Here is a 15,519-nt window from a genome sequence, read left to right on the forward strand (position 1 = left end):
TCGCGGGGCGCGAGTAACCGACATTTTTGTCGGCGACGCCAGCGTCGCCGACAAAAATGTCGGTTGCTCTGGAGTCATGGACTTCGTGGGCCGGAGGGACCAGCTGCGCACGCTCCAGGAGTGGTGGGAGGAGCCCAATCCCCGTCCCGCGCTGATCTGGGGGCGCCGCCGAGTCGGCAAAACGGCCCTGCTCCAGCACTTCGCCAAGGACAAGCGGGTGATCTTCCATACCGGCGGTGGCCGGACCCCGCTGTGGGAGTTGAAAGAACTGTCCGCGCGGACGGCTCCCGTGGTCCCCTCGGCCACGCGCGACCTTGTCAACCGCCCCTATCAGACCTGGGACGAGGTCTTCGACCACCTCAGCAGGGAAGCGGTGGGGGAGCCTCTGCTGCTGATCCTCGACGAATTCCCCGAGCTCATCACCGCGGCCCCTGAACTCGAGGGTGTCCTACGCGCCTTCCTCGACCATTCGCACGGGCGAACAAACCTGCGGATCATCGTGTGCGGCTCTGCCGTACGGACGATGCAGTCCATTCAGGAATACCGGGCGCCACTCTACGGGCGTTTCGATCTCACTATGCAGCTCCATCCCTTCCGGCCCCATGAGGCCGCGGAGATGCTGCCCGAGTTGTCGCCCGCGGATCGGGCGCTGGTGTACGGCATCGTCGGCGGCATGCCCCTCTATCTGGCGTGGTGGCGATCCGACCTGTCTGTCGAGCGCAATCTCGCACGCCTGGCCTGTCATCCCGACGCCAAGATGATCCGGGAGGGTGACCTGGTCTTGGCGACGGAGGCGGGAAAGGGGATCCACCTAGCCGCGACGCTCCAGGCCATCGCCGAGGGCTACACCAAGCACAACGAGATCGGCGACGCCACTCGGGTGGATCCCACCAGGACCCTCAACGATCTTCTCGCACTCCGGCTCGTCGAGCGGATCCAGCCGGTCACGGAGACCGTACGCAGCCGTCGCAAGATCTACCGGATCGCGGACAACTTCCTCGCCTTCTATCTCGGCGTCCTCTCCCGCGTCATGCCCGAGATCGATCGCGGTCTCGGCGAGACGATCCTCCCCGTACTCATCGACTCCTTGAACGACCATCTCGGCGGCGCTTGGGAGGAGACCTTCCGTGACCACCTTCGGCTGCGGGCCGCCCAGATAAGCCCGGACGTCGTGGCTGTCGGGCGGTGGTGGCAGGCGGACGGACAACACCAGATCGACGCGGCTGTGCTGGCCGGTCGCTCCCGGAAGCCGATCATGGTAGGTGAGGCGAAGTGGACCAAGAAGGTGAACGCGAGCCGGATCGTCACAGGGCTGGCCGCGAAGGCCGGGCACCTGACCGAAGACATCGAACAGCTTCGTTTCGCGGTTTGCGCGCGGGACGAGATCACCCATGCGCCTCCCGGCACGCTGTGCGTGACAGCGGCCGACATTTTCGCCCTCGAAACTGACGTCTGAGGCAGGTCGCCGTTCACCCCACCGTGGGGATGGAAGGCTCCATCCCCACGGTCCGGTCAAACGAGCGGGCGCACCACGACGGTCTGGTCGCGGCCAGGACCCACGCCGATGGCGGAGATCGGCGCCCCGCTCATCTCCTCCAGCGTCCGCACGTACGCCTGAGCGTTCGGCGGCAGGTCATCGAAGGACTTGGCGCTGGTGATGTCCTCCTGCCACCCCGGGAACTCCTCGTAGATCGGCGTGGCGTGGTGGAAGTCGGTCTGCGTCATCGGGATCTCGTCGTGCCGCACCCCGTCCACGTCGTACGCCACGCACACCGGGATCCGCTCCAGCCCCGACAGCACGTCGAGCTTGGTGAGGAAGTAGTCGGTGATCCCGTTGATGCGGGTCGCGTACCGCGCGATCACCGCGTCGAACCAGCCGCAGCGGCGGTTGCGGCCGGTGGTGACGCCGTACTCGCCGCCGGTCTGGCGCAGCCAGACGCCCATCTCGTCGGTCAGCTCCGTCGGGAAGGGCCCGGAGCCGACCCGGGTGGTGTACGCCTTGAGGATGCCGATGATCTTGGTGAGGCGGTTCGGCGGGATGCCGGCGCCGGCGCACGCGCCGCCCGACGTGGGCGACGACGACGTGACGAACGGGTACGTGCCGTGGTCGATGTCCAGCAGCGTTCCCTGTCCGCCCTCCAGCAGCACGAACTTGCCCTCGTCCAGTGCCTTGGACAGCACCAGCGAGGTGTCGGCGATGTGCGGCTTGAGCCGTTCGGCGTAGCCGAGGTATTCCTCCAGCACCGCCTCGGGGTCGATGCCGCGCCGGTTGTAGACCTTCGTCAGCACCTGGTTCTTCTCGGTCAGGGCGACTTCGATCTTCTTGGCGAGGATGCCCGGATCGAGCAGGTCCTGCACGCGCACGCCCATGCGGGCGATCTTGTCACCGTACGCCGGCCCGATGCCGCGGCCGGTGGTGCCGATCCTGGCCTTGCCGAGATATCGCTCGGTGACTTTGTCGAGCGCCTTGTGGTGCGGCATGATCAGGTGCGCGTTCGAGGAGATCAGCAGGCGCTCGGCGGAGATGCCCCGCGCGGCCAGGCCGTCGATCTCACTCAGCAGCACACCCGGGTCGATGACCACGCCGTTGCCGATCACCGGAACCACTTCCGGCGACAGGATTCCCGTCGGTAGCAGGTGCAGCGCATATTTCTGGTCGCCGATGACAACGGTGTGACCCGCGTTGTTGCCACCCTGATAGCGGACGACGTAGTCGACGTCGCCACCGAGCAGGTCGGTGGCCTTGCCCTTGCCCTCATCGCCCCACTGGGCACCAACGAGAACGGCAGCCGGCATGGTTCAGTCTCCCGTGCACAAAACGAAAACCCCTGACGCAAGCGCGACAGGGGCTCTTGCGTAGTGAGACTACCCGAACGTGCCCATTCGTCCCAAGGGAAGGGTGACTATCCCTTGGTCAGCGCGTCGTAGCCGGCCTCGGTGCTGTCTTTCAGGAACTGCAGACAGCGCTCCGCTTCGTCCTTCTCGCCGATGGCCTGGGCCGCCCTGTAGAGGGCGTACAGACAGCGCAGGAAGCCGCGGTTGGGCTCGTGCTCCCACGGTATCGGCCCGTGCCCCTTCCACCCGCTGCGGCGGAGCTGGTCCAGCCCGCGGTGGTAGCCCGTGCGCGCGAAGGCGTAGGAGGTGACGGCGTGGCCCTGGGCGAAGTATTCCTCCGCCAGCGTGGCCCAAGCCGTCGGGTAGGCCGGGAATCGGGCGGCGACGTCGGCGGCCTTGGCCCCGGCCTCCAGCGCCTCCCTGGCCTCGGGCAGGTCCGGCAGGTGAGTCGGGGGCGGCCCGGCGAGAAGGTTATCCATAGGACAAGTCATACCCGCCGGGCCGCACAAGTGGCTAGGAGATCTTCGTCCCAGCGCTCTTGAGGCTCTGGCACGCCTCGACCACGCGGGCCGCCATGCCGACCTCGGCGGCCTTGCCGTACGAGCGCGGGTCGTAGGTCTTCTTGTTGCCGACGTCGCCGTCCACCTTGAGCACGCCGTCGTAGTTGCGGAACATGTGGTCGGCGATCGGCCTGGTGAAGGCGTATTGGGTGTCGGTGTCGACGTTCATCTTGATGACGCCGTAGGAGATGGCCTCGTGGATCTCCTCGAGCAGCGAGCCTGAGCCGCCGTGGAAGACCAGGTCGAACGGCTTTTCCTGGCCGTATTTGGCGCCGACCGCGTCCTGGATCTCCTTCAGCACGCTCGGCCGCAGCTTGACGTGACCCGGCTTGTAGACGCCGTGCACGTTGCCGAACGTGGCCGCCAGCATGTAGCGGCCCTTGTCGCCGACGCCCACGGCGTCGGCGGTGGCCAGCGCGTCCTCGGCGGTCGTGTAGAGCTTCTCATTGATCTCGCCGACGACGCCGTCCTCCTCACCGCCGACGACGCCGATCTCCATCTCCATGATGATCCGGGCCCGCGCGCACTTCTCCAGCAGCTCCTTGGCGATCTCCAGGTTCTCCTCCAGCGGTACGGCGGAGCCGTCCCACATGTGCGACTGGAAGAGCGGGTCGAGGCCCTTGGAGACCCGCTCCAGGGAGATGTCGATCAGTGGCCGCATGAAGCCGTCGAGCTTGTCCTTGGGGCAGTGGTCGGTGTGCAGGGCCACCGTGACCGGGTATTTCGCGGCCACGACCCGGGCGTACTCGGCCAGCGCCGTCGCGCCCGTGACCATGTCCTTGACGGAGGCGCCGGAAAGGAACTCGGCGCCGCCGGTGGAGACCTGGACGATGCCGTCGCTCTCGGCCTCGGCGAAGCCGCGCAGGGCGGCGTTCAACGTCTGGGATGAGGTGATGTTGATCGCCGGATAGGCGAATCCACCGGCCTTGGCCCGGTCGAGCATCTCAGCGTAGACCTCTGGAGTCGCAATAGGCATGATTCATCTCCCTGAGAAGTTACGGCTTCGCACCAGGCTCAGTATCTCGGCTCACTACCCGCTGTGGTAGATACAACGCGTGCGTCGCCGCTACGGGTAGGCTCTCGGCGTGGACTGGCTTTGGAATCTCCTCGACCCGACGTGGTGGCTCACGATTCTCGGCGCATTCGCCACGGTCGGCGTGCTGGCCATCATCTTCGCCGAAACGGGTCTGCTGCTCGGGTTCTTCCTGCCCGGTGACTCGCTGCTGGTGGCCGCGGGGATTTTCAGCTCGGCGTCGGTGGCCGCGGGAATGGGCATCGCACCGCTCTCGCTGCCCGTGCTGTTGATCGGCACGCCGCTGTGCGCGATCGCCGGCGCGCAGCTCGGCCATTTCCTGGGCGCGCGATTCGGCCGCAGGCTCTTCGACAAACCGGATTCGCGGTTGTTCAAGAGGGAGCACGTGCTCCGGGCAGAGGAGTTCTTCGAGAAGTTCGGCCCGGCCAAGGCGGTGATTCTGGCCAGGTTCGTGCCGATCGTGCGGACGTTCATGAATCCCGTCGCGGGCGTGCTGGAGATGCCGGCCAAGCGTTTCCTCCTGTGGAACGTCATCGGCGGCGTCGTCTGGACCGAGGGCCTGATCCTGCTCGGCCACTTCCTCGGCGGTCAGGTCGATCCCAAGCAGATCGACAGGTACATCCTGCCCGGCGTCTTCCTCATCGTGTTCATCTCGCTGATCCCGATCATCGTCGAGGTCGTCAAGAAGCGCCGGGAGAACAAGCGCCTCCCCTCGCCCCACGGCAAGCACCACCGCGTGCCGTCGGGCGACAGCCAACACTGACGGGCCACACCGAAGTACGCTGCCCACTGTGGGACGCCACAGGTCAGATCCGATGGGCCTCGCCCGCCTGGCGCTCGTTGTCCTGGCGGCAGGGGCCGTGGTGACACTCCTGGTCATCGGCGGGCGCGCGCTGCTCGATTCGGGCGGCGCTCCGGCGCAGCCCGAGCGCGAGCGCGCTTCCGCCCTCGCCACCACCGACGCGGTCACGGAACAGGCCAGCGCACAGGTCCCGACCGTGCGCATCGAGTGCCTGGCCGAGACCTGCCCCATCGTCACGGTGCGCGTGCCGGGCGGCGACGTGCTGCAATACCGCGAGATGAGCAGGGGCGAGGAGGTCAGCTACTTCGAGCCCGAGCTGGACGTCGTGCTCAGCGACGCGGGCACGGTCCGCGTCACCGAGAACGGCAAGCCCCGGAAGCAGGGCGAGACGGGCGCGAGGGAAGCTTTCACCGTCCGCGCGCCGGGCTAGAGCCCCAGGTCTTCCAGCGTGAAGGCGGAGCGGTAGTCGAGGCCCTCGGCGGTGATCCGCTCCCGCGCGCCCCGATCCACGATCGTGGCCACGGCCACCACCTCGGCCCCGGCCTCCCGCAGCGCCTCCACGGCGGTCAGCGGCGAGGCGCCGGTCGTGGAGGTGTCCTCGACGGCGAGCACCCGCCGCCCCTTGACCTCGGGCCCTTCGATCCTGCGCTGCATGCCGTGCTGCTTCTGCGCCTTGCGCACCACGAACGCGTCGAGGGTGCGCCCCTGCGCCGCCGCCGCGTGCAGCATCGCGGCCGCCACCGGGTCGGCCCCCAGCGTGAGCCCGCCCACCGCGTCGTAGTCGAGGTCAGCGGTCAGGTCGAGCATCACCCTGCCGACGAGGGGCGCGGCCACGCCGTCGAGGGTGATCCGCCGCAGGTCGAGATAGAAGTCCGCCTCCATGCCCGAGGAGAGGATGACCTTGCCGTGGACGACGGCCTTCTTCTTGATCTCGGCCAGCAGGTTGTCGCGATCTGTCATGCGACCAAGCTTAGGGTCCGGTCCTGCGCCCGACCTCAGGGCCCGGGCGTCCATTGCACCGTCAAAGGCAAAGACGCGGTCGAGGGTTAGTCAGGACGGGGAATGCGGAATGATTGCGCGAGGCAACGTCGCGTAATCGTGAGGTCACTATGGGTGTCGAAGTGCCGCAAAGCGACGCAGACCTGCTTCAGGCGGCCAAAGGGGGAAACGCCGTCGCCTACGGGCAGCTCTACGAGCGCCATGTCGCCGCGGCCCGCGCGCTGGCCCGGCAGCTCGTCAAGGGCACGGAGGTCGAGGACGTGGTCGCGGAGGCGTTCACGAAGATCCTCGATCTGGTCGGCAGGGGCATCGGTCCCGAGTCCGGTTTCCGTACTTACCTGCTGACCGTGGTGCGGCGCACGGTCTACGACCGCTCCAGGATCGAGAGCCGTCAAGTGACGACGGAGGAGATCGAGGACTACGACCCCGGGGTGCCGTTCGTCGATCCCGCGCTGGTCGGGCTGGAGAAGTCGACGATCGCCAGGGCGTACCTGTCGCTGCCCGAGCGGTGGCGGGCGGTGCTCTGGCACACCGAGGTGGAGCGGATCAAGCCCGCCGAGGTGGCGCCGTTGCTCGGGTTGTCGGTCAACGGCGTGGCGGCGCTGGCGTACCGGGCGCGCGAAGGGTTGCGGCAGGCGTGCCTGCGGCTGCAGCTGCGTGCCAAGCCGCGGCGCGAGTGCCTTCCCGTGCTCGGCAAGATGGGCGCGTACGTCAGGGGCGGGCTGGCCAGGCGCGACTCCAAAGAGGTCGACGAGCATGTGAGCGGCTGCGAGGAGTGCCACGGCGTGCTGCTGGAGCTGGCCGACGTCAACCGGGGGTTGCGCGTCATGGTCGGGCCGCTGATCGCCGGACCGCTCTTCGGCGGCTACGCGGCCGAGCTGGGCAAGTCGGCGGGCGGCGGCGGTGGTGCGGTCGGGCTGCTGCGCCGGCTGCGGCGGGCGCCCACGCACCTGCAGGTCGTGGTGGCGGGCGGCGTGGCCGTCGCGGTCGCCGCGGCGGCCACGCTCCTGCTGGTCTCCGACGACAAGCCGGTCAGGAAGCCCGCGACCGCGCCGATCGCCCAGCCGCCCGAGCCGGTACGCCCGGCGCTCCCGCAAGCCAAGTCCGCCGAGCCGCCCGAGCGGGTCCCGCCCCCCGTCAAGACCGTGAAGCAGCCGGGCAAGGCGCGGCTGCGCGCGACGATCGACCCGCTCGGCGCGCTCGTACGCGCCCAGCCCGGCATCATCGGCATCCGGCTGCGTAACTACGGCGAAGCGCCCAGCGAGAAGCTGGCCGCGCTCGTGGACCTGCCGCCCGGCGTGACGCTCATCCCGACGAGCCGCCACCACCAGGCCGCCTCCCTCGACCCCGTGGGCACGGTGGACGGCTGGGCCTGCCGCCCGTCCAGCGGCGGCGCCACGTGCTCAAGGGAGCCCTTGGCGGCAGGGGAGGGAACGGCGGTGTTCCTGCGCGTCCTGGTCGCTCAAGAGGCGCCGGAGGGCGCGGGGCCCGCCGTGCGGATCGCGGGCGGCGCGCAAGAGGTCAAGGCGCGGGCGGAGGAAGGCGTACGCGCGACGGGCGCTCCCGCCAGGTTCGCCACCGAGGGCAAGGTGACCGTGCGGGCGATCGGCAACACGCTGCTGAGCTGCCCCGAAACGCGGGCAGGCTGCGCACAGGCCCGGCGCCGCCAGGGCGACCAGCGCGACAACGACCTCTGGCCGATGACCGCGATCGACCGGGACGACTCGCCGGGCACCGCCGTCTCGAGCGCGGCCGAGCTGTCGCTGCCGAAGGGCGGCCGGGTCGTGTGGGCCGGGCTCTACTGGTCGGCGAGCGGCGATCACGCCGGGCCCATCAAGATCCGGCCACCGGGGCGGCGGAAATACGTGACGATCCGGCCCGGGCAGGTGACGTTCCGCGAGCTGCCCGCGGGTCCCGTCTACCAGGCGTTCGCCGACGTCAGCGCACTGGCCGCCAACGCGCGCAGGAACGGCACGTGGTGGGCGGCAGACGCCCCGTTGGAGGAGGGGGTGTCGCGGCATGCCGGATGGAGCCTGGTGCTGATCGTGACCGATCCCGCGGAGCCGTACGGCCAGGCCGTGGTGCTCGACACGGCCACCGTGGTCGGCGGCGCGGTCCGGCGGGTGCGGATCCCGCTCGGCGGGCTGACCCCCGCGGCCGCTCCCGCCAGGGCCGAGCTGGTGACGTGGGAAGGAGACACCGATCTCAAGGGCGACAAGGTCTCGCTCGGCACCGGCGCCATCACCCCCGAGGGCGGCGACCGCGCTGTCGCGAACGTCTTCGACGGCTCGGCGAGCGGCGCGGGGGAGCTGACGTTCGGTGTCGACGTCGATACGGTCCGCGCTGAGCTGGGGGTCGATCCCGGGCTGACGATCGCCACGGACAAGGATGTCGTCCTGTTCGGCGTGGCCGCGCTGAGCGCGCGTGCGCGATCGTGATTGAGATTAGGACAAACTGGTACGGTCTGCCTGAAAGGTCTGGCGTCGCGGCGAGCGGGTGCCGAATCGTCGGGATAAACCCTCGCACGATCACCTGCTTTCATTACCCTGAGAGAGGGCCGCCGAAGTCCGGTCTCTGACGGTGCAGAGCCAGCTAGGTCGGACCACCAGGAAAGGGGCGGTGTCAGTGGATCGCTGCGCGCTGTTCGTCGACGCTGGCTATCTGCTGGCTGATGGCGCGATGGCCGTGCACGGCACGCGTCATCGCGAAGCGGTTTCCTGGGACTACCCAGGGCTGCTCCAGTTGATGACCAGCCTGTCGCGCGAGCGCACCGGCCTGCCGCTGCTGCGGTGCTACTGGTACGAAGCGACGGTCGAAGGCCGCCGCACGCCGGAGCACGACGTATTGGCCGACATACCGGGCCTCAAGCTCAGGCTGTCGCGCATCCGCCCGGGCCGGCGCGAAGGCGTCGATGCCCAGGTCCATCGTGACCTGATGACGCTCGCCCGCAACAACGCCATCTGCGACGCGGTGGTCGTGAGCGGGGACGAGGACCTGTCGCAGGTCGTGTGCGACGCCCAGGACCTCGGCATCAGGGTGAGCGTGATCCACATTGCGGCGGACGGCGGTTGGGCCGTCTCGCGCTCGCTCCGGCAGGAGTGCGACGACCTCGTCGAGTTGGGGGCCGCCCACCTGCGGCCGTACGTCAGCCTGCTGTCAGGCGTCACCGAATCGTCCAACGGACACCACCAGCCGCTCAGCAACGGTCAGGCCGCACATTCGCTGCCGCCGTCCTCGCTGCCCTCATCGCTGCCCCCGGCCTCGCCGTCCTCCAGCGGCAACCACGCCGCCGGCTCGACCGCTGGTCCCAGCCAGCCGTCCTCCAACGCACCGTCGTCCGGGCGTGGATCGTCGTCCACGTCCCCCGTGCTGCCCACCTACGCGAGCTTCCAGCAGGAGCAGCCGCCCGCCACCCCGCCGTCCGCGGCCCCGATGACCGGCCCCATGCAGGCGCAGTCACCGTCGTCGTCCCATTCGGGGCCGCACTCGGCTTCGCCGTCGCATTCGGGTTCACACTCCGGGACGCACTCGGGTTCGCAGCCGGGTTCACACTCGGGTTCACACTCGGGTTCGCATTCGCCCAGCACCGGGCAGTTCGCCGCGCCGTCCACCGGGAGCTATCAGCCCGCGCAGCTCGGCCCGTACACCGGGCCGCAGCCCGCGCCGGTCAGTCCGCCGTCCGCCGCCACCGCGGGTGCCACGACGCTGGCCGACGCCGTCAAGGCCGCCCACCGGGAGGGGCACGACTTCGGCGAATCGGTCGCCCGCGACGCCCCGGCGCTGTGGCTGGAGGCGGTGCTGGCCCGCAAGCCGCGCATGCCCTCGGACCTGGAGGCGCGGCTGCTGCAGGGCTCGTCCCTGCCGATCGACTTCCTGCTGCACGATGAGGTACGCCACGCGCTGCGGCGTGGCTTCTGGGACGCCCTCGAACGCGCCCGCCACTGACCCACCCCTCACCGCCCGCGCCGCGCCCCGGCTCCTGCGCCGCCCGGCCACGCCGCCTGCCGATTGCGGCACCGCCGCAGCGTGGCGTCCCTTCCCCAGCGGCGTTCGGGGTGTGCCGTCCGTGTGCCGTCCGGGCGCTAGGACAGCGCGTCGAAGCCGGCCCGGAGATGAGTGACCCGGTCCGTCAGGTCCGACAGCGGGGCGGCCAGCGCCGGGTCCTGGGACTTGCGGGCCAGCTCCCGGATCCTGGCCAGCTCGTCCTCGACCGCCGTCAGCCGCCGGGACAGCTCGGGCAGCACCGAAGCATGATCGCCAGTCCCGGGCGGCAGCTCGCCGGTGAGCCGCTCGCGCAGCATCGACGCCTGCTCGGCGAGCCGCTTGTTCATGTTGTACAGCTCGGTGAACACCGACACCTTCGCCCGCAGCACCCACGGGTCGAACGGCTTGGTCAGGTAGTCGACCGCGCCGGCCGCGTAGCCGCGGAAGGCGTAGTCGGGCGCGCTGTCCACCACGGTCAGGAAGATGATCGGGATGTTCCTGGTCCGCTCGCGCCGCTTGATGTGCGCCGCTGTCTCGAACCCGTCCATGCCCGGCATCCGCACGTCGAGCAGGATGAGCGCGAACTCCGTGTTGAGCAGCGCTTTGAGTGCCTCCTCACCCGAACGGGCACGCACCGGCACCAGGTCGAGCGAGCTGAGTATGGCCTCCAGAGCGATGAGATTCTCCTCGCGGTCGTCGACCAGGAGAATCTTTGCGCGGTCCGGCATCGATCACGACCCTTCGGCTGATGAGCCGGACGTGGCTCCCCGGCTGCGGTTGAGCCAGCCCCGCAGGCGTTCGAGCAGGCGATCCACATCGACCGGCTTGGGCACGTAGTCGGACGCGCCCGAGGCGATGCTCTTTTCGCGATCGCCCCTCATGACCTTAGCGGTCAGCGCGATGATCGGCAGGTCCGCGAACTGCGGCATGCGCCGGATGGCCGAGGTCGTGGCCCAGCCGTCCATCTCCGGCATCATGATGTCCATCAGCACGAGCGCGACGTCCTCGTTCCGTTCGAGCTGCTCGATCCCCTCCCGGCCGTTCTCAGCGTAGACGACGGTCGAGCCGTGCCGCTCCAGCACGCTGGTCAGCGCGAACACGTTGCGGATGTCGTCGTCCACGATGAGGATCTTCGCGCCGTTGAGCGGATCGTCGCCCTGCCACTGGCTGGGCGTCTCGAGCGGCGGCTCGACCAGCTCGGGCATCGGCAGGTCCAGCGGCAGCGGCGGCTCGGGCACCGTGGTGGCGGGCTCGTCGGACGGCGGGGACATCAGCTGCCGGCGTGCCGCGCCGCCGTCGGTGGCGGCCAGCGGACCGGTGTAGGAGGCCGGCAGGTAGAGCGTGAACGTGCTGCCCTTGCCCAGCTCGCTGTCCACGTGGATCTCGCCGCCGAGCAGCCTGGCGATGTCCCGGCAGATCGCCAGGCCCAGGCCCGTGCCGCCGTATTTCCGGCTCGTGGTGCCGTCGGCCTGCCGGAACGCCTCGAAGATGACGTCCCGCTTGTCGGGCGCGATGCCGATGCCGGTGTCGATGACCTGGAAGGCCAACAGGTCCTGAGCCTCGTGCAGGGTGTCGTCGTCGAAGTCGACCCCCGGGGGCGCCATCGTGACGCGCAGCTTCACCTCGCCCCGCGGCGTGAACTTCACCGCGTTGGACAGCAGGTTACGCAGCACCTGCTGCAGTCGCTGCTCGTCGGCCCGCAGCTCCTGCGGCACGCCGGTATCGACCTCCACATGGAACGACAGGCCCTTGTCCTGGGCCAGCGGCGCGAAGGCCGCCTCCAGCAGATCGACCATCTTGGGCAGCGACACCTGGATGGGGTGGATGTCCATCCGGCCCGCCTCGACCTTCGACAGGTCGAGCATGTCGTTGATCAGCTGGAGCAGCGCGGAACCGGCGCTGTGGATCGTACGGGCGAACTCGACCTGCTGCGAGGTCAGGTTGCCCTCGGCGTTCTCGGTCAGCAGCTTGGCCAGCACCAGCAGGCTGTTGAGCGGCGTGCGCAGCTCGTGCGACATGTTGGCGAGGAACTCGGACTTGTAGCGCGAGGACACCGCCAGCTGCTCGGCGCGCTCCTCCAGGGTGCGGCGGGCCTGCTCGATCTGGAAGTTCTGGATCTCGATCGCGCGGTTCTGCTTGGCCAGCAGCGCCGCCTTGTCCTCCAGCTCGGCGTTGGACCTGCGCAGCTCCTCCTGCTGGCGCTGCAGCTCGTCCGAGCGCTCCTGCAGCTCGCGGGTGAGCCGCTGCGACTCGGTCAGCAGGTCTTCGGTGCGGGAGTTGGCGATGATCGTGTTCATCGTGACACCGATGGTCTCGACGAGCTGCCGCAGGAAGTCGAGGTGGACCTCGCCGAACGGCGTGAACGAGGCCAGCTCCAGCACACCGAGCACGCGGTTCTCGAACAGGATCGGCAGCACCACGATCTGCGCGGGCGTGGACTGGCTGAGCCCGCTGTCGATGGTGATGAACTGCGGCGGCACGTCATCGAGCACGATGTGCCTGCCCTCGGCCGCCGCCTGGCCGACGATGCCCTGGCCGATGGAGAAGCGCTGGCGCGGCCCGCGGCCGGGGCGTACGCCGTAGCCGCCGATCAGCACCAGCTCGTGGTCGCCCTCGGGGTCGATGCCGTAGAAGGCGCCGTAGCGGGCCGACACCAGCGGCGTCAGCTCGCTCATCGTCAGCTTGGCCACCTCGAACAGGTCGCGGTGGCCCTGCATGAGCCTGGAGATGCGGGCCAGGTTGGACTTGAGCCAGTCCTGCTCCTGGTTGGCCTGGGTGGTCTCGCGGAGGTTGGCCACCATCGAGTTGATGTTGTCCTTCAGCTCCGCCAGCTCGCCCTGCGCCTCGACGGCGATCGAGCGGGTCAGGTCGCCGCGCGCCACGGCGCTGGTCACGGTCGCGATGGCGCGTACTTGGGTGGTGAGGTTGCCGGCCAGCTCGTTGACGCTCTCGGTGAGCCGCTTCCACGTGCCCTCGACGCCCTCGACCCGGGCCTGGCCGCCGAGCTGGCCTTCCGAGCCCACCTCGCGGGCGACTCGGGTGACCTCGGAGGCGAACGACGAGAGCTGGTCGACCATCCGGTTGATGGTGGTCTTCAGCGCCAGGATCTCGCCCTGGGCGTCCACGTCGATCTTGCGGGTGAGGTCGCCGTTGGCGACCGCGGTGGTCACCTCGGCGATGTTGCGCACCTGGTACGTCAGGTTGTTGGCCATGAAGTTGACGTTGTCGGTGAGGTCCTTCCACACACCGGACACGCCCTGGACCCGGGCCTGGCCGCCGAGCTGGCCCTGCGTGCCGACCTCGCGGGCGACTCGGGTGACCTCGTCGGCGAAGGAGGACAGCTGGTCCACCATCGTGTTGAGGGTGTCCTTGAGCTGGAGGATCTCGCCCTGCGCGTCGACGGTGATCTTCTTCGACAGGTTGCCCTGGGCCACCGCGGAGGAGACGGCGGCGATCTGGCGCACCTGGGAGGTGAGGTTGTTGGCCATGGAGTTGACGTTGTCGGTGAGGTCCTTCCAGACCCCGGACACGCCGCGTACCTGTGCCTGGCCGCCGAGCTGGCCCTCCGTGCCGACCTCGCGGGCGACTCGGGTCACCTCGGAGGCGAACGACGACAGCTGCTCGACCATCGTGTTCATGGTCGACTTGAGCTCCAGGATCTCGCCCTGGGCGTCCACGTCGATCTTGCGGGTGAGGTCGCCGTTGGCCACGGCCGTGGTCACCTGGGCGATGTTGCGCACCTGATAGGTGAGGTTGTTGGCCATGGAGTTGACGTTGTCGGTGAGGTCCTTCCAGACGCCCGACACGCCCTTCACCTCGGCGCGGCCGCCCAGCTTGCCCTCGGTGCCCACCTCGCGGGCCACGCGGGTGACCTCGTCGGCGAAGGAGGACAGCTGGTCCACCATCGTGTTGAGGGTGTCTTTGAGCTGGAGGATCTCGCCCTGGGCGTCGACGGTGATCTTCTTCGACAGGTTGCCCTGGGCCACGGCCGTCGCCACGGTCGCGATGCTGCGCACCTGGGAGGTGAGGTTGTTGGCCATGAAGTTGACGTTGTCGGTGAGGTCCTTCCAGACCCCGGACACGCCGGTCACCTGCGCCTGGCCGCCGAGCTGGCCCTCGGTGCCGACCTCGCGGGCGACTCGGGTGACCTCCTCGGCGAAGCCGGACAGCTGGTCCACCATCGTGTTGACGGTGTTCTTCAGCTCGAACATCTCGCCCACGGCGTCGACCGTCACCTTGCGGCTCAGGTCGCCCTTGGCCACCGCGGTCGTCACGACCGCGATGTCGCGCACCTGCGCGGCCACGCGGGACGACATCGTGTTGACGGCCTCGGTGAGATCGCGCCAGCTTCCGGACATGCCGCGCAGGTTGGCGCTGCCGCCCAGCCGGCCCTCCGTCCCGGCCTCGCGCGCCACTCTGGTGACCTCGGAGTTGAACAGCGCGAGCTGCTCGACCATGCCGTTGATCGCCTTGCCCAGGCGGCGCACCTCGCCGCGGGCCGAGCGGTCGAGGTCGATGCGCCGTGACAGGTCGCCCTTGGCGACCGCGTCGATCACGTCCGCCGCGCCGCTCACGGGGCTCACGAGGGCGTCGATCAGCTGGTTGACCGACTCGACACTTTCCGCCCACGCTCCGACGCCGGGACCGGGCGTCAGCCGCTCGCTGAACCGGCCTTCCTTGACGACCTCTCTGCGGACGCGTACGAGCTCGTTCGCGAGGTGCTCGCGACGGTCGGCCACCTCGTTGAGCAGCAGCCGGACCTCGCTCATGATGCCAGGGGGCGCATGAGGCACCCGACGCCGGAAGTCGCCGTCGCGCCAAGCGAAGAGGGTCTCCAGAATGGGGACGAGATCCGACTCGGTATAGGTCCTCTCCTCTGGGGTTGGCGCGGCCTTGGCCGTGGTCATGGGGCCTCCTTCACTCGCTGCGGGCTCCGGCGAGTGATTCAAGTCTGTCACGATGAGTAGCTCGCAGTCCTGTCCTTGGATTTACCCCAAGTCAGAGCCAAGTGTGGTAGGCACGTGGGGATGAGTGCTTCTCCCCATGCGGTGCTGGCTGCGACCTTCGCGCCCGGTGCGACCGCTGTGACGGCTGCGATGAGGTTCACGCGCGAGGTAATGACCGCGTGGGCCACCGGTGGCGTGCTCCATACCGCCGAGCAAGTCGCGGGAGACTTGACCGAACAGGTCGCTGACGAGCCATTTGAGGTGATTTGGAAGCATTTCGGGGATGCTGTGCAGGTCGAATTGAGGCAGCGAAGCGTCTCACAGAGTGATCCAAAAGCTCCTTCCGTGAACGTCGAAGAG

11 protein-coding genes are annotated in these 15,519 nt (G+C 68.9%); 5 read left to right on the forward strand and 6 right to left on the reverse strand.

What is annotated here, in order from left to right; translation table 11 throughout:
- The first annotated feature begins 76 nt into the window (after positions 1-76).
- The gene (locus ACTMTI_RS06590) at positions 77-1,456 is read left to right on the forward strand and encodes an ATP-binding protein (RefSeq protein WP_441118786.1); all 1,380 of its coding nucleotides are present in this window, start codon (positions 77-79) and stop codon (positions 1,454-1,456) included.
- A 56-nt stretch (positions 1,457-1,512) separates the two neighbouring features.
- On the opposite strand, the gene ACTMTI_RS06595 is transcribed toward ACTMTI_RS06590, so the two are convergent.
- From ACTMTI_RS06595 to fbaA, 3 genes are all read right to left on the reverse strand, one after another.
- The gene (locus ACTMTI_RS06595; RefSeq protein ID WP_441118787.1) at positions 1,513-2,796 is read right to left on the reverse strand and encodes an adenylosuccinate synthase; all 1,284 of its coding nucleotides are present in this window, start codon (positions 2,794-2,796) and stop codon (positions 1,513-1,515) included.
- A gap of 107 nt (positions 2,797-2,903) precedes the next feature.
- The gene (locus ACTMTI_RS06600; protein WP_441118789.1) at positions 2,904-3,314 is read right to left on the reverse strand and encodes a DUF3151 domain-containing protein; all 411 of its coding nucleotides are present in this window, start codon (positions 3,312-3,314) and stop codon (positions 2,904-2,906) included.
- A gap of 34 nt (positions 3,315-3,348) precedes the next feature.
- Positions 3,349-4,371 carry a class II fructose-bisphosphate aldolase gene (fbaA, locus tag ACTMTI_RS06605; protein ID WP_441118790.1) on the reverse strand — a complete coding sequence of 341 codons (1,023 nt, stop codon included), beginning with the start codon at positions 4,369-4,371 and terminating at the stop codon, positions 3,349-3,351.
- A gap of 109 nt (positions 4,372-4,480) precedes the next feature.
- On the opposite strand from fbaA, the gene ACTMTI_RS06610 reads away from it, so the two are divergent.
- Both ACTMTI_RS06610 and ACTMTI_RS06615 read left to right on the forward strand, forming a co-directional pair.
- Positions 4,481-5,191: a DedA family protein gene (locus ACTMTI_RS06610; RefSeq protein WP_441118791.1), complete on the forward strand. Its 711-nt coding sequence runs from the start codon at positions 4,481-4,483 to the stop codon at positions 5,189-5,191.
- A 52-nt stretch (positions 5,192-5,243) separates the two neighbouring features.
- The gene (locus tag ACTMTI_RS06615) at positions 5,244-5,660 is read left to right on the forward strand and encodes a hypothetical protein (RefSeq protein WP_441118792.1); all 417 of its coding nucleotides are present in this window, start codon (positions 5,244-5,246) and stop codon (positions 5,658-5,660) included.
- Here ACTMTI_RS06615 and pyrE read toward each other — a convergent pair.
- Complete coding sequence (gene pyrE, locus ACTMTI_RS06620; RefSeq protein WP_441118793.1) at positions 5,657-6,190, reverse strand: orotate phosphoribosyltransferase; 534 nt, start codon at positions 6,188-6,190, stop codon at positions 5,657-5,659. The two genes, ACTMTI_RS06615 and pyrE, sit on opposite strands and share 4 nt — an antisense overlap.
- A 161-nt stretch (positions 6,191-6,351) precedes the next feature.
- Here pyrE and ACTMTI_RS06625 point away from each other — a divergent pair, with 161 nt between their 5' ends.
- Positions 6,352-8,667 (forward strand): sigma-70 family RNA polymerase sigma factor, encoded by a 2,316-nt coding sequence (locus tag ACTMTI_RS06625; protein ID WP_441118795.1) that lies wholly within the window; start codon positions 6,352-6,354, stop codon positions 8,665-8,667.
- 187 nt (positions 8,668-8,854) lie between these two features.
- Positions 8,855-10,174 (forward strand): NYN domain-containing protein, encoded by a 1,320-nt coding sequence (locus ACTMTI_RS06630; RefSeq protein WP_441118856.1) that lies wholly within the window; start codon positions 8,855-8,857, stop codon positions 10,172-10,174.
- A gap of 137 nt (positions 10,175-10,311) precedes the next feature.
- On the opposite strand, the gene ACTMTI_RS06635 is transcribed toward ACTMTI_RS06630, so the two are convergent.
- Both ACTMTI_RS06635 and ACTMTI_RS06640 read right to left on the reverse strand, forming a co-directional pair.
- Positions 10,312-10,941 carry a response regulator gene (locus ACTMTI_RS06635; RefSeq protein ID WP_441118796.1) on the reverse strand — a complete coding sequence of 210 codons (630 nt, stop codon included), beginning with the start codon at positions 10,939-10,941 and terminating at the stop codon, positions 10,312-10,314.
- Between the two features lie 3 nt (positions 10,942-10,944).
- Positions 10,945-15,120 carry a HAMP domain-containing protein gene (locus ACTMTI_RS06640; RefSeq protein WP_441118798.1) on the reverse strand — a complete coding sequence of 1,392 codons (4,176 nt, stop codon included), beginning with the start codon at positions 15,118-15,120 and terminating at the stop codon, positions 10,945-10,947.
- Positions 15,121-15,519: the final 399 nt, after the last annotated feature.

The sequence above is a fragment of the Nonomuraea sp. H19 genome (genome assembly GCF_052068215.1).
GTDB lineage: Bacteria > Actinomycetota > Actinomycetes > Streptosporangiales > Streptosporangiaceae > Nonomuraea.

Excerpts from the sequence above, each read along its gene's own strand:
- ACTMTI_RS06590 (WP_441118786.1), top strand. The coding sequence starts at position 77 with ATGGACTTCGTGGGCCGGAGGGACCAGCTGCGCACGCTCCAGGAGTGG.
- ACTMTI_RS06595 (WP_441118787.1), bottom strand. The coding sequence starts at position 2,796 with ATGCCGGCTGCCGTTCTCGTTGGTGCCCAGTGGGGCGATGAGGGCAAG.
- ACTMTI_RS06600 (WP_441118789.1), bottom strand. The coding sequence starts at position 3,314 with ATGGATAACCTTCTCGCCGGGCCGCCCCCGACTCACCTGCCGGACCTG.
- fbaA (WP_441118790.1), bottom strand. The coding sequence starts at position 4,371 with ATGCCTATTGCGACTCCAGAGGTCTACGCTGAGATGCTCGACCGGGCC.
- ACTMTI_RS06615 (WP_441118792.1), top strand. The coding sequence starts at position 5,244 with ATGGGCCTCGCCCGCCTGGCGCTCGTTGTCCTGGCGGCAGGGGCCGTG.
- pyrE (WP_441118793.1), bottom strand. The coding sequence starts at position 6,190 with ATGACAGATCGCGACAACCTGCTGGCCGAGATCAAGAAGAAGGCCGTC.
- ACTMTI_RS06635 (WP_441118796.1), bottom strand. The coding sequence starts at position 10,941 with ATGCCGGACCGCGCAAAGATTCTCCTGGTCGACGACCGCGAGGAGAAT.
- ACTMTI_RS06640 (WP_441118798.1), bottom strand. The coding sequence starts at position 15,120 with ATGACCACGGCCAAGGCCGCGCCAACCCCAGAGGAGAGGACCTATACC.